Genomic DNA, 14,354 nt, shown 5'->3' with positions numbered 1-14,354 from the left:
GGAGTTTCTAGGAATCATAAGTTTACAAATAATTCGATAGTACCATATATTATGGCAAGAAAACAAGATAAGAATACAGTAAAGAGATTTAATAAAATCTCCATTGGTTTAGCGTCACCAGAATCTATTTTAGCAGAGTCTAGAGGTGAGGTTTTAAAGCCAGAAACTATTAATTATCGAACTCACAAACCAGAAAGAGATGGTTTATTCTGTGAGCGTATTTTTGGTCCTGTAAAGGATTACGAATGTGCTTGTGGAAAATATAAGCGTATCCGATATAAAGGCATTATATGCGACCGTTGTGGTGTAGAAGTAACAGAAAAGAAAGTACGTCGTGATCGCGTAGGGCACATTAACTTAGTTGTACCAGTAGCTCATATTTGGTATTTCCGTTCGTTACCAAATAAAATAGGCTACCTTTTAGGGTTACCTTCTAAGAAGTTAGATATGATTATTTACTACGAAAGATACGTAGTAATTCAACCAGGTATTGCTAAAAATGCGGAAGGAGATCCATTACAAAAAATGGACTTCCTTACAGAGGAAGAATATTTAAATATTCTTGAAACTATTCCTCAAGAAAATCAATATTTAGAAGATTCAGATCCTAACAAGTTTATCGCTAAAATGGGAGCTGAATGTTTAATAGAACTATTATCAAGAATAGATTTAGATGAATTGTCTTACGAATTAAGACACAAAGCAAATACAGAAACGTCTAAGCAACGTAAAACCGAAGCTTTAAAACGTTTACAAGTTGTTGAAGCTTTAAGAGAATCTAATGAAAATAGAGAAAATCGTCCAGAATGGATGATTATGAAAGTGGTACCAGTAATTCCACCAGAATTACGCCCATTAGTACCATTAGATGGAGGCCGTTTTGCAACATCAGATCTTAACGATTTATACCGTCGTGTTATTATACGTAATAACCGTTTAAAGCGTCTAGTTGAAATTAAAGCGCCAGAAGTAATTTTACGTAACGAAAAACGTATGCTACAGGAATCTGTAGATTCGTTATTCGATAACACACGTAAATCTTCAGCGGTAAAAACAGATTCAAACAGACCATTAAAATCGTTATCCGATTCATTAAAAGGTAAACAAGGACGTTTCCGTCAAAACTTATTAGGAAAGCGTGTTGACTATTCTGCACGTTCTGTAATTGTTGTAGGACCAGAATTGAAATTATTTGAATGCGGTCTTCCTAAAAACATGGCAGCTGAACTTTATAAACCATTCGTTATTAGAAAACTAATAGAGAGAGGTATTGTAAAAACAGTGAAGTCTGCTAAAAAGATTATAGACAGAAGAGAGCCAGTTGTATGGGATATTCTTGAAAATGTATTAAAAGGACATCCAGTATTACTAAACCGTGCTCCAACATTACACCGTTTAGGTATTCAAGCGTTCCAACCAAAATTAATTGAAGGTAAAGCAATTCAATTACACCCATTAGTATGTACGGCGTTTAACGCCGATTTCGATGGTGACCAGATGGCGGTTCACTTACCATTAGGACCAGAAGCTATTCTAGAAGCGCAACTATTAATGTTAGCGTCTCATAATATCTTAAACCCTGCAAATGGATCACCAATTGCGGTACCATCTCAGGATATGGTTCTTGGACTTTATTATATGACTAAAGAAAGAAAGTCAACCAAAGACCACCCAATTAAAGGTGAAGGGTTAACATTCTATTCAGATGAAGAAGTCGTTATTGCTTACAACGAAAAACGTGTAGACCTTAATGCTTCTATAAAAGTAAGAACGCTAGACTTTAACGACGAAGGTAAACTTGCTATGCAAATAGTAGAAACTACTGTTGGTCGTGTGTTATTTAATCAAAATGTACCAGAACAAGCTGGATTTATAAATGCAGTATTGACTAAAAAATCGCTAAGAAATATTATTGGTGATATATTAAAAGCAACGTCAGTACCAGAAACAGCTGAATTCTTAGATAAAATAAAATCTTTAGGTTATAATTTCGCCTTCCAAGGTGGATTGTCGTTTAGTTTAGGAGATATTATTATCCCTGCTGAAAAACATACCATGATAGACTCTGCTAACAAGCAAGTAGATGGTATTATGGCAAACTATAACATGGGATTAATTACGAATAATGAACGTTATAACCAAGTTATTGATATTTGGACATCGACTAATGCCGAGTTAACCGAGTTGTCTATGAAGCGTATTCGCGAAGACCAACAAGGATTTAACTCTGTGTTTATGATGCTTGATTCTGGAGCTCGTGGATCGAAAGAACAGATTCGTCAGCTTACAGGTATGCGTGGTCTGATGGCTAAACCTAAAAAATCGAATGCTGGAGGTGGCGAGATTATTGAGAATCCAATTCTTTCTAACTTTAAAGAAGGACTTTCAATTTTAGAATACTTTATCTCAACGCACGGTGCTCGTAAAGGTCTTGCCGATACCGCACTTAAAACAGCCGATGCCGGTTATTTAACACGTCGTTTAGTAGATGTATCTCAAGACGTTATTGTAAATAGCGAAGATTGTGGTACATTAAGAGGAGTAGAAGTATCGCCATTAAAGAAAAACGACGAAGTCGTAGAACCATTAAAAGATAGAATAGTAGGTCGTGTATCATTAAACGATGTAACAGACCCTATTACAGATGAATTATTAGTATCTGCAGACGATTTAATTACAGAAGATATTGCCAAGAAAATTGAAGATTCTGCTGTAGAAACTGTCGAGGTTCGTTCGCCATTAACTTGTGAAGCTAAGAAAGGAATTTGTGCTAAATGTTACGGACGTAACTTAGCAACAGGTAAAATGGTACAGCAAGGTGAAGCCGTAGGTGTTGTAGCAGCACAGTCTATTGGTGAGCCAGGTACGCAGTTAACACTTCGTACATTCCACGTGGGTGGTATTGCAGGTAACATTTCAGAAGAAAACAAGTTAATTGTTAAACATGATGGTGTTGCAGAAATTGAAGACCTTAAAACAGTTAAAGGAGAAGATCAAGACGGAAACGAAATAGATATCGTTATTTCTAGAACGTCTGAGCTTAAACTTGTCGATAAGAAAACAGGTATTACATTAAGCACAAATAACATTCCTTATGGATCGACCTTATTTGTTAAAGATAGTCAAAAACTATCTAAAGGAGATGTCGTTTGTCAATGGGATCCATATAATGGTGTTATTATTTCAGAATTTGCTGGTAAAGTGAAGTATGAAAACCTTGAACAAGGGGTGACTTACCAAGTAGAAATAGATGAACAAACAGGATTCCAAGAAAAAGTAATTTCTGAAACTAGAAATAAGAAACTTATTCCAACACTTCATATTGAAGATTCAAAAGGAGAAGTTATCAGATCTTATAACTTACCAGTTGGCGCTCACTTAATGGTTGATGATGGTGATAAGATTAAGATTGGAAAAATCTTAGTTAAAATACCACGTAAATCGGCTAAAGCAGGTGATATTACCGGTGGTTTACCACGTGTAACCGAATTATTCGAAGCACGTAACCCATCTAACCCAGCAGTAGTAAGTGAGATTGATGGTGTAATTTCTTTTGGTAAAATTAAGCGTGGTAATAGAGAGATTATTGTTGAATCTAAAGCTGGTCAAATTAAGAAATACCTTGTGAAATTATCAAATCAGATTCTTGTACAAGAAAACGATTTTGTAAAAGCAGGTATGCCATTATCTGACGGTTCTATTACACCTAACGATATCTTGAATATTCAAGGACCATCAGCAGTACAACAATACTTAGTAAACGAAGTACAAGAAGTATACCGTTTACAAGGGGTGAAAATTAACGATAAGCACTTCGAGGTTGTTGTAAGACAAATGATGCGTAAAGTTAAAATTATCGATTCTGGTGATACAACGTTCTTAGAAGATCAACTAGTTCATAAATCAGACTTTATCGAGGAAAACGATGATATGTTTGGAATGAAAGTGGTAGAAGAAGCGGGAGATTCAGAAAATCTTAAAGCAGGTCAAATTATTTCGCCTAGAGATTTAAGAGATGAAAACTCTATTTTACGTCGTGAAGATAAGCAGCTTGTTGTAGCTCGTGATGCAAAACCAGCAACAGCAACACCAATCTTACAAGGTATTACTAGAGCTTCGCTTCAAACAAAATCATTCATTTCTGCAGCATCGTTCCAGGAAACAACAAAAGTACTTAACGAAGCAGCTGTTAACGGTAAAGTTGATACGCTTGAAGGACTTAAGGAGAATGTTATTGTTGGACACAGAATTCCTGCAGGTACAGGAATGAGAACTTACAACAACATTATAGTTGGTTCTAAAGAAGAGTTTGATGAAATGATGCAAGCTAAACAAGAAGTTAATTTTAATTAATACATAAATTAAATCCCGCCTAGTGCGGGATTTTTTAACCATTATTAGTATGGCAGAAAACGATAATAAAAAGAAGAAAGGGCAAATTAATATAGAACTAGACGAAAAAGTTGCCGAAGGTGTTTATTCTAATTTGGCAATAATTAATCACTCAGTATCTGAATTTGTAGTCGATTTTGTTCGTATTATGCCTGGAACTCCAAAAAGTAAAGTAAAATCTAGAATTATTTTAACACCTCAGCATGCCAAACGATTGCTTAAGGCATTAAATGATAATGTACAACGATTTGAAAGCGCTCATGGAGAAATAAAAGATTATGAGCAACCACCAATACCACTTAATTTTGGTCCAACTGGTGAAGCTTAAAAAAAGCCCTTATAAGTAATTTATAAGGGCTTTTTCTTTTTCTAATAAACTTAAGAAGCTTCTTTTTTGTTTAAATAATATTGTAATGCTTTAGAAGGACATTTGTTAATTTGATTAATAATCTGTTGTGTCGAAGCGCCATCCAAATCCACCCAAGGAATTACAGAAGCTCTGAATACACTTGACAATTCTTGTGCGCATTTTTCAGCGTGAATACATTTACAAGGTTCGTAGGTAACGGTAATATCACCGTTTGTGAAAACGTTAGATTGAATTTCCATAGTAGATCATCTTTGGGGTTAATAATCAATATGAATTTAAGAATTCAATTCAATGATAATTAAAAAAATCGATAACTCACTAATTTTTAGTGTACAAAATCGGTTTTATCATAAATTTCTTACACTTTTTTTGAAAAAATCGCAAGGTTTAGTTAAATTCAGATGTAAAATGAAATTTTACGCTTGGATATTTTTGTTGAGTCATTTGTAATGAAAAAGGCGAATCTGCTAAAAAAACCAATTGCCCTTGTTTATCTTTGGCTAAATAGCGTTGTTTTACTCTTAAAAACTCTTTGTACTCATCGTTTTTAGGATCTTCAGGATCTACCCAACACGCTTTATGAACAGCTAAGTTTTCATAACTACATTTAGCGCCATATTCGTGTTCCAATCTATATTGAATCACTTCATATTGTAAAGCGCCAACTGTTCCTATTACTTTTCGTCCGTTAAGTTCTAGGGTAAATAATTGGGCAACACCTTCATCCATTAATTGGTCAATACCTTTATAAAGTTGTTTGGATTTTAAAGGGTCGGCGTTGTTAATGTATCTAAAATGCTCTGGAGAGAAACTAGGAATACCTTTGTAATGAATGTTTTCACCTTCGGTTAACGTATCTCCAATTTTAAAATTCCCCGTATCGTGTAAGCCTACAATATCACCTGGATACGACACATCTACGATTTCTTTCTTTTCAGCAAAAAAAGCATTCGGACTGGAGAACTTTAATTTTTTACCATTTCTAACGTGTAAATAAGGTGTATTTCTTTTGAATTGCCCAGATACAATTTTTATAAATGCCAAACGGTCTCTATGGTTAGGATCCATATTGGCGTGAATTTTAAATACAAAGCCCGTAAACTTGTCTTCATCTGGTTTTACTAAGCGTTCTTCACTTTGTTTGGGTCTTGGTTTAGGTGCAATTTCTACGAAACAGTCTAAAAGTTCGCGAACACCAAAATTGTTTAAAGCCGACCCAAAAAATACAGGTTGAAGTTCGCCTTTTAAATAGGTGTCTTTATCAAAAGCAGGGTAAATGCCCTCAACAAGTTCAATTTCCTCACGTAAGGTGTTTGCCGATGTTTCTCCAACAAGCTGGTCAAGTTCTTCAGAAGCCAAATCTGAAATTTCGATGGTTTCTTCAATATGCTTTCTGCTGTCGCCACTAAAAAGATTCACATTCTTTTCCCATAGGTTGTAAATCCCTTTAAAATCGTATCCCATACCAATAGGGAAACTCATAGGGACAACTTTTAAGCCTAGTTTTTGTTCTATTTCATCTAGAAGATCAAAAGCATCTTTTCCTTCACGGTCTAATTTGTTAATAAAAACAATCATCGGGATATTTCGCATTCTACAAACTTCCACTAGCTTTTCGGTTTGTTCCTCAACACCTTTTGCAACATCAATAACTACAATAACGCTATCCACAGCGGTTAGAGTTCTAAAAGTGTCCTCAGCAAAATCCTTGTGACCAGGTGTATCTAGAATATTAATCTTGGTGCCATTGTATTCAAAAGCTAGAACAGATGTTGCTACCGAAATTCCCCGTTGTCGCTCAATCTCCATAAAGTCACTCGTGGCACCTTTTTTAATCTTGTTACTTTTTACGGCACCGGCTTCTTGTATGGCTCCACCAAAAAGTAGTAATTTTTCAGTAAGCGTTGTTTTACCGGCATCTGGATGCGATATAATACCAAAGGTACGTCGTCTTTCTATTTCTTTTTTAAAGCTCATAAAATCAAATAAAGCAATGGTGTGCAAAGATACTATTATTGTTTACAATAAAAATGAATGTAATGATAGGTTTTCAATTTTAAAGAAATATTAATGCTTTAAAAAAACGGATTTGGTATTTTTGTTTTAATGAAAGAAGAACAAGTAATTTTAGTAAACGAAAAGGACGAACAAATTGGGTTAATGCCAAAAATGGAAGCCCACGAAAAAGGGCTGTTGCATCGGGCATTTTCAGTTTTTGTATTTAATGATAAAAATGAATTAATGATTCAGCAACGTGCAGGACATAAATACCATTCGCCGTTACTATGGACCAATACGTGTTGTAGTCACCAGAGAGAAGGAGAGGATAATATCTCGGCCGGAAAACGTCGTTTACAAGAGGAAATGGGTTTTGAAACAGATTTAAAGGAGACCATATCGTTTATTTACAAAGCACCGTTTGATAATGGTTTGACCGAACACGAATACGACCATATTTTAATTGGGTATTATAACGACGAGCCAAACATTAACCCAAATGAAGTAGCCGATTGGAAATGGATGAGTTTAAATGCTGTAAATACAGATATAAAAGCGAATCCAAATCAATATACGGCGTGGTTCAAAATTATTTTTGAAAAATTTTACGAACACATCAATGTTGAAGGATGAAAGTAACCGTCAGTAGAAAAGCACATTTTAACGCAGCACACAGGTTGTACAGAAAAGATTGGGACGACGCCAAAAACAAAGCCATTTTTGGTAAGTGCAATAACCCTAATTTTCACGGTCACAACTATGAGTTAATCGTTAGTGTTACTGGCAACATTAATCCAGAAACGGGTTATGTAATAGATATAAAAGAGCTTAAGGAGCTTATTAGAGTAGAAATAGAAGAGGCTTTCGATCATAAAAACTTAAACTTAGAGGTTCCAGAGTTTAATGAGCTTAATCCAACTGCCGAGAATATTTCGGTTGTCATTTATAACAAGTTGAAACCTAAATTACCTTCAAATTTAAGTTTGGAAATCACACTTTACGAAACACCAAGAAATTTTGTTACCTATTCAGGACATTAGCCTATGAAAGAATTATTGTATCCCATTAAATTCACGCCAATACTTAAAGAAAAAATTTGGGGCGGCGAAAAATTAAAACAATTGCTAAACAAAAAAAGTGATTCGCCCAACATTGGCGAAAGTTGGGAAATAAGTGATGTAGAAGGTGATACATCCATTGTTTCAAACGGTGAGTTAAAAGGAAAAACATTAAAAACATTATTAAAAACCTATCATTCCAATTTAATAGGAAAGAAAAATTACAGGGTTTTTGGCGACAAATTTCCGTTGCTAATCAAGTTTATTGATGCCAAGCAGGATTTATCCATTCAATTACATCCTAATGATGAGTTGGCAAAAAAGCGTCATAATTCATTTGGCAAAACCGAAATGTGGTACGTTATGCAAGCCGATGAAGGTTCAAATTTGATTATAGATTTTAAAGAAAAAATCACCCCTGAAGTTTATTTAAACCATTTAGAAAATAAAACACTACCTTCAATATTGAATTTTGAACAAGTTACCTCTGGTGATACATTTTTTATAGAAGTTGGTCGTGTACATGCCATAGGCGCAGGCGTAATGTTGGCAGAAATACAGCAAACTAGCGACATTACCTATCGTGTTTACGATTGGAATCGTGTAGATGCTAATGGAAAAGGACGTGAACTGCACAACGATTTGGCTATTGATGCCATTGGTTTTGATATGCCTAATAATTTTAAAATAGCTTACGATAAAGATAAAAATCAATCGAACTCAATGGTGCGTTGTCCTTATTTCACGACAAACTATTTAGAACTCGATACAGTTCTTGACAAAGAAAACACATACGATTCTTTTATGATCTATATGTGTGTAGAAGGTAATGCCCAAATTATTTCAGAAAACAAAACAGTTGAATTACAAGCAGGAGAAACCGTATTGCTTCCCGCAGCATTAAAAACATTTAAAATAAAAGCTGAAAGCGCTAAGCTTTTGGAAGTTTATGTATAAATTTAAAAGAATAAAATAAATGAATTATGGCAAATAAAAGAGACTTAAAAAAAGACATTAATTATGTTTTAGGAGACATTATTGAATCGGTTTATGTTTGGGAATACAATAATACCGACAAAGATTCTAAAAAAGGTGAAGCTATTATAGATGAAGCTATTGAAACGTTTGACGATTTAATGGAACGTGTAAATAAAAGAGGTCTTGATGATGCAAAGGCTCATTTTAAGGCAATTAACAACGATTTAGAAACCAAGGCTAGATCTTTAGTGGATAAAATAAATAAACTTGGTTAAAAAAATGTTTGCAAATTTAATTTACAGAGTTATATTTGCGCACGTTTTTTGCCGATGTAGCTCAGCTGGCTAGAGCAGCTGATTTGTAATCAGCAGGTCGTGGGTTCGAGTCCCTCCATCGGCTCTTAATAAAAAAGCCTCTCAATTTTGAGAGGCTTTTTTTATTAGTTTTCTTTCAATTCTGAAATATAATTGTCCAGGATTTTTCCGTATTTAGAATCTTTAATTCTGGGTGTAAGTGATTGGTTAATGGTGTCTAACCATTTTGGTTGCGCATCGTAAACCTCAGAAAGGGCTAAATATGGCGCTATTTCACTGTCATTATTAGTTACAGCAAAGTTAACCGTATATAAATACTTGCTTTTAATAAGCTTATTAATAGCAATTTGAATTTCATTTATTTTTGATGAATCTCCTAATTTTATCGCTTCAAGTTTATCTTTGTACAACTCTAAACTTTTATCGTTAAAACGACTCATTACTTTTAAATAGTCCTCGTAAAGCGTTTGCTGTTTAGAGCCTTTAATAGTAGCATCAACAACAAAGTTTTTTAATGTTGTAGTAATCTCAGTCGTTCCTTTATCAGCAAAAAAAACAATACGATTGTCAGTACTTTTTTTTGTACTGTTTTTATCTAGTCTTAAATATAACGCTTCTGGTGTTTCTAATTCAGAAGATAATTCAAAGTTTGGATTGCCTTTTATAAGCAAAGAATCTAGAATAATAATAGCGGAGTCTTGTACTCTTTCTAAATAAATCGTTCCCTTTTTTAACCCTTTTATATGCCCTTTAACAATTAAGTCTTGTGGTTTATTATTACAACTAACAATAAACAAAACAATTAAGGCTAAAAGTGAATTTTTCATACTAAGTTTTCTAAAGTTAAGCGGCAAATATAAACGAATTTTTTAAGCACCTGAAGCTATTTTCATAAGCTCTGTACATATAATGGCGCCATAAGTTCCAACTACATAACCAAATACTGCTAGTAAAGCACCAACAGTTGCTAAAGAAGGATGAAAAGCAGCAGCAACAACTGGTGCAGAAGCGGCTCCACCAACATTTGCTTGACTTCCTACAGCTAGGAAGAAATAAGGTGCTTTAATAAGTTTTGCGACTAAAATGAGTAATCCAGCATGGATGGCCATCCAAATTAAGCCAATTAAAATTAGTCCAGGATTTTCAAATATTTTACCTAAATCCATTTTCATACCAATGGTTGCAACTAGAATATAAATAAAAACACTTCCTATTTTACTTGCGCCAGCGCCTTCTAAGTTTTTTGCTTTGGTAAATGATAGTATTATACCAATTAAAGTAGCAATAGATATTAACCAAAAGAAACTACTACCAAAGGAAGATAAAGCACTTTTTGGGTCGCTAACAGCTACAAAATTGTCGTTTAAAAATGTTGAAATTTTTTCCGATCCAAAATGCGCAATTCCAACCGCCACAAAAGCAAACATGAGAATAAGCATTAAGTCGGTTAGCGTTGGTATTTTGGTGATTTTATCACTAAAATTCTGTACTTTTTGTTGTAATTCATCAATGGCTGTATTATCGGCTTTTAACCAATTATCAATCTTTTTTCGTTTTCCAATACCTAAAAGAATAATGGCCATCCAAATATTAGCAACTACAATATCTACTAATACCATACCGCCGTAAAGCTCCTGATTGAATTCGTAAATTTCTAACATAGCAGCTTGATTAGCGCCGCCGCCAATCCAACTTCCTGCTAAAGTAGCAAGCCCTCTCCAAACAGCATCAAACCCTGCACCGCCAACTGTTTCTGGAGAAAATGTCGACACAATTAAAATAGCAATTGGTCCACCAATTATAATACCTATAGTTCCTGTAAAAAACATAGCTAATGCACGCCAACCTAGATTAAAAACGGCTTTTAAGTCAATACTTAAGGTTAATAAAACTAATGATGCAGGTAATAAATATCTGCTGGCAATAAAATAAGTTTTAGAAACATCGGCAGAGATTAACCCTAAAGAGTTAAAAATAGCTGGAATTAAATAACACATTAACAGCCCAGGAATGTACTTGTAAAATACGGGCCAGAAGCCTGTTTTTTTAGATTCTGTATAAAATACAAAGCCAAGAGCTAGCATTAAAAGCCCAAAAACTATAGCATCGTTTGTGAATATTGGTTGGTTTTCCATGTGTAGTTATAATTTGTGCTGCAAAATACCAAAATTAATGGGTATAAAAAAAGCGACTCATGAGTCGCTTTTATTTTTATCGGATTTCTTTTTAGGAACTCTGTTGTGCTCTTTTAACGCTTGCATTAATATCCACTCGATTTGACCATTGGTACTTCTGAACTCATCAGAAGCCCATTTTTCAATGGCTTTGAGCATATCTTCGTTAAGTCGTAATGCAAATGCTTTTTTCTTAGACATTGTTACCTATTTTTATCTCTTTCAAAGACTATAGTTGTCATAGATGTGTTAATATGTATAACTTGCCAACCTTCTCTGGCATATTGGTTAAGGTGATCCTCTAGTTTTTGTATTGGGCTCCTAAAACCTAGAGATTTGGAAACGACTTTATATTCTTTCATTGATTATTTGTATTTTATTTTAATTCTTGAATTTCTCTTTTTGATTTCTTCTAAAAATGGTTCTAGCTGATTCTCAAGTTTTCTAAACTCCATGTGTTTTTCTCTATTTTTAACTGTTGTTAAAGTCATCTCTGTTACAAAATCATCAGAGTTATCTATTTCTATCTTCTTTAAATTATTAATAATAATTTTATTCGACCAATGTATTTTAAAAATTAAATAAGCTATAATTAAAATTATAACAATAAGGCCCAACCATTGAAATCCTAATAATATAATTTCTTTTGTCGTTTCAATAGTGCTATTAAATTTTTGTTTTTGAATAATATTATAGAGCAAAATACCTGCAATAATGGGTAAAATGGTTTTACTTTTTAAGTCTTGTACAATATTATGTTTATTGTTTTCAACATATAATGTGTCGTTATCCATAGAAACATAGCCCTGTACTAAAACAAATCTTTTTTTCATTTTAATGATTTAATGTTCCTGCATTAACTACTGGTGAGGCGTCTTTATCACCACAAAGAATTACCATTAGGTTGCTGACCATAGCTGCTTTACGTTCTTCATCTAAATCGACAATCTCTTTTTTGCCTAATTCTTCAAGTGCCATTTCAACCATACTTACAGCACCTTCTACTATTTTATGTCTTGCGGCAACTATAGCTGTTGCTTGTTGGCGTTTTAACATGGCATTTGCTATTTCTTGAGCATAAGCTAAATAGCCAATTCTTGCTTCAAGAACTTCTATGCCTGCAATGGAAAGTCTTTCATCTATTTCTTTTTCTAGAGCAGCACTAACTTCATTTACGCTTGATCTAAGTGTGATGTCTTCATCCATACCTTCATCGGCAAAATTATCGTAAGGATACATGCTGGCTAATTTTCTAACAGCAGCATCGGTTTGCACGCGAACAAAATTTTCGTAATTATCAACATCAAAAGCTGCTTTGTAAGTGTTTTCTACGCGCCATACTAAAATGGTACTAATCATTACAGGGTTTCCTAATTTATCGTTAACCTTAAGACGTTCGCTATCAAAATTGCTAGCACGTAATGATATTTTCTTTTTTGAATAGAAGGGATTTACCCAGTAAAAACCATTTTTTTTAATCGTACCAACATACTTTCCAAACAATAGTAGAACTCTAGAACCGTTAGGTTGTACCATAACAAAACCAATGGCTAAAATAATAGCGCTTAGTATGGTTATAATAAACCACGGGCTTTTGGTTATTACAATAGCTGCTATGCTTCCAAAGAAGATTAAAACAAAAATAAATAGCATTAAGTAGCCATTTGCTGGAACAATAATTTTTTCTTGTGTCATATTAGTTGATTTAAAGTGATATTAAAATGATATCATAAAGATATATGTGTTTTTGTTTAATTCCAAATTAAAGTTTGGCACAGATATTGTTTTATGTTTAATACTGTAGATAACCATAAGTTATTATACAGTATCCATATTTTTGGTTGGTTAGTTAGTTGAAAAAAAAAGCAGTTCGATTTCGAACTGCTTTTTTACTTTTCTGTAATGAGAGGGGTTATTATTTAATAAAGTTGACTATAGCATTTATAACTTCTGGGTTTATTGTTCTTGATGATTCATTATAGGATTTTGAGTTTTCTAGAGTATCGCCTTCTATAGTAAAGAAAATATGATTCATATTATCGATTATTTTCAACGTACTGTTTTTAGCAGCTTGATGGAGTAGTTTTGCCTCTTCGACAGATACTTGTAAATCTTTTGTACCATTAATAATTAAACAGGGAATCTCTAGTTTGGCTATAATGTCCTCCGGATTATATTGTATCCAATTAATCATAAAGGGTTGTAAGTCCTCATTAAAAAGGCTTGCTAAAACTGGCGGATAATCGCTAGTGATTTTACCTTCTTTTAATGAGGTCAACACTTTTTCTGAAGGCTCTTTAAAAGCTGGTGCGCTTTTTTCAATTTGTTCTAATAGTACATTGTCTATAGATTTTCCTGCTCCAGCAAGAGATATAAAACCCGCCACATGTTTATTAGAAGCTAAAAGCCCAATAAGGCTACCTTGACTATGCCCAGCAATGTATATGTTTTTATATGTTTCTGTATTGGCAAAATAATCTACTACGGCTTGGGCGTCTGTTACAAAATCATCAAATAAAATATTACTGTTATTTATTTTACCTTGCTTAATAAGTTTTACCGATCTTTTATCATACCTAAATGTAGCGATACCATTTTTAGTTATTCCTTTGGCAAGTTTTTTTAACGAATTGTTTTTCATAAAGTTTTGGTTGCCATTTCTATCTGTAGGGCCAGAGCCAGCAATAATGATAACCAAATTGGAAGTTTTATTATTTGGAGTTAATAATGTACCATCAATAAGTTTTGTGATAGCTATTTCTTTAATTTGGAATGTAGTGTCTTGTGCTTTAGTTACTAAAGGAAATACTATAAATGTGATTAAAATAATTCGTGCCAAATTTTTCATAGTTGTTTTTTTATTTTCTTTATCTAAAGATATAATAATTCTTAGCATATAAAACGGATTTTTTAATTTTCAGGTATGTATTTCGTCGGTAAAATTAAATATTTTGACCCAAAATGTTAAAAAAAAGTGCATTTCATCGAAAATATGTGTCTTTAAACGTTCTTGTAGGTATTTAATTATACATTTGGTGTGTACTAGAAAATTACTTTTTAGTTCAATGGA

Annotated in this window: 15 protein-coding genes and 1 tRNA gene; 7 read left to right on the top strand and 9 right to left on the bottom strand. The window is 33.5% G+C overall.

Translation table 11 applies throughout. The features are described 5' to 3' along the window. Positions 1–51: 51 nt before the first annotated feature. Both rpoC and R3L15_RS08555 read left to right on the top strand, forming a co-directional pair. Complete coding sequence (gene rpoC, locus R3L15_RS08560; protein ID WP_338731138.1) at positions 52–4,353, top strand: DNA-directed RNA polymerase subunit beta'; 4,302 nt, start codon at positions 52–54, stop codon at positions 4,351–4,353. Between the two features lie 49 nt (positions 4,354–4,402). Further along, entirely contained in the window at positions 4,403–4,720 is a 318-nt protein-coding gene (locus tag R3L15_RS08555; protein WP_125468178.1) for a DUF3467 domain-containing protein, read from the top strand. Between the two features lie 50 nt (positions 4,721–4,770). Here the strand turns inward: R3L15_RS08555 and R3L15_RS08550 are convergent, their stop codons facing one another. Continuing rightward, a complete protein-coding gene (locus tag R3L15_RS08550) occupies positions 4,771–5,001 on the bottom strand; it encodes a (4Fe-4S)-binding protein (protein WP_338731137.1) in 231 nt (76 codons plus the stop codon). A 148-nt stretch (positions 5,002–5,149) separates the two neighbouring features. Then, positions 5,150–6,739 (bottom strand): peptide chain release factor 3, encoded by a 1,590-nt coding sequence (locus R3L15_RS08545; RefSeq protein WP_338731136.1) that lies wholly within the window; start codon positions 6,737–6,739, stop codon positions 5,150–5,152. A 129-nt stretch (positions 6,740–6,868) separates the two neighbouring features. Between R3L15_RS08545 and idi the strand changes: the two genes are divergently transcribed. From idi to R3L15_RS08520, 5 genes are all read left to right on the top strand, one after another. Then, positions 6,869–7,393 (top strand): isopentenyl-diphosphate Delta-isomerase, encoded by a 525-nt coding sequence (gene idi, locus R3L15_RS08540; protein ID WP_338731134.1) that lies wholly within the window; start codon positions 6,869–6,871, stop codon positions 7,391–7,393. After that, positions 7,390–7,800 carry a 6-carboxytetrahydropterin synthase gene (locus R3L15_RS08535; RefSeq protein ID WP_338731133.1) on the top strand — a complete coding sequence of 137 codons (411 nt, stop codon included), beginning with the start codon at positions 7,390–7,392 and terminating at the stop codon, positions 7,798–7,800. Before idi ends, R3L15_RS08535 begins: the two co-directional genes overlap by 4 nt. Before the next feature lie 3 nt (positions 7,801–7,803). Beyond that, the gene (locus R3L15_RS08530; RefSeq protein WP_338731132.1) at positions 7,804–8,775 is read left to right on the top strand and encodes a type I phosphomannose isomerase catalytic subunit; all 972 of its coding nucleotides are present in this window, start codon (positions 7,804–7,806) and stop codon (positions 8,773–8,775) included. 26 nt (positions 8,776–8,801) lie between these two features. Beyond that, positions 8,802–9,071, top strand: coding sequence for a hypothetical protein (locus tag R3L15_RS08525; RefSeq protein WP_338731131.1), 270 nt, complete (start codon positions 8,802–8,804; stop codon positions 9,069–9,071). Positions 9,072–9,121: 50 nt separating this feature from the next. Further along, positions 9,122–9,195: transfer RNA gene (locus R3L15_RS08520), tRNA-Thr, on the top strand. A 40-nt stretch (positions 9,196–9,235) separates the two neighbouring features. Here R3L15_RS08520 and R3L15_RS08515 read toward each other — a convergent pair. From R3L15_RS08515 to R3L15_RS08485, 7 genes are all read right to left on the bottom strand, one after another. Further along, positions 9,236–9,937 (bottom strand): DUF4369 domain-containing protein, encoded by a 702-nt coding sequence (locus tag R3L15_RS08515; protein ID WP_338731130.1) that lies wholly within the window; start codon positions 9,935–9,937, stop codon positions 9,236–9,238. 42 nt (positions 9,938–9,979) lie between these two features. Beyond that, the gene (locus R3L15_RS08510; RefSeq protein WP_338731129.1) at positions 9,980–11,245 is read right to left on the bottom strand and encodes a DUF819 family protein; all 1,266 of its coding nucleotides are present in this window, start codon (positions 11,243–11,245) and stop codon (positions 9,980–9,982) included. A gap of 57 nt (positions 11,246–11,302) precedes the next feature. Beyond that, positions 11,303–11,485, bottom strand: coding sequence for an Arc family DNA-binding protein (locus tag R3L15_RS08505; protein WP_338731128.1), 183 nt, complete (start codon positions 11,483–11,485; stop codon positions 11,303–11,305). 2 nt (positions 11,486–11,487) lie between these two features. Beyond that, positions 11,488–11,646, bottom strand: coding sequence for a DUF4177 domain-containing protein (locus R3L15_RS08500; RefSeq protein WP_338731127.1), 159 nt, complete (start codon positions 11,644–11,646; stop codon positions 11,488–11,490). Positions 11,647–11,649: 3 nt separating this feature from the next. Next, positions 11,650–12,117 carry a hypothetical protein gene (locus R3L15_RS08495; protein WP_338731126.1) on the bottom strand — a complete coding sequence of 156 codons (468 nt, stop codon included), beginning with the start codon at positions 12,115–12,117 and terminating at the stop codon, positions 11,650–11,652. Position 12,118: 1 nt separating this feature from the next. After that, positions 12,119–12,979 carry an SPFH domain-containing protein gene (locus R3L15_RS08490; RefSeq protein ID WP_338731125.1) on the bottom strand — a complete coding sequence of 287 codons (861 nt, stop codon included), beginning with the start codon at positions 12,977–12,979 and terminating at the stop codon, positions 12,119–12,121. 220 nt (positions 12,980–13,199) lie between these two features. Then, positions 13,200–14,180 (bottom strand): serine aminopeptidase domain-containing protein, encoded by a 981-nt coding sequence (locus R3L15_RS08485; RefSeq protein WP_338731123.1) that lies wholly within the window; start codon positions 14,178–14,180, stop codon positions 13,200–13,202. Positions 14,181–14,354 lie beyond the last annotated feature (174 nt).

It is taken from the genome of Mangrovimonas cancribranchiae (assembly GCF_037126245.1).
GTDB classification, from domain to species: domain Bacteria; phylum Bacteroidota; class Bacteroidia; order Flavobacteriales; family Flavobacteriaceae; genus Mangrovimonas; species Mangrovimonas cancribranchiae.
Note: the sequence above shows the minus strand (reverse complement) of the source record. Positions and strands in the feature narration are given on the sequence as shown.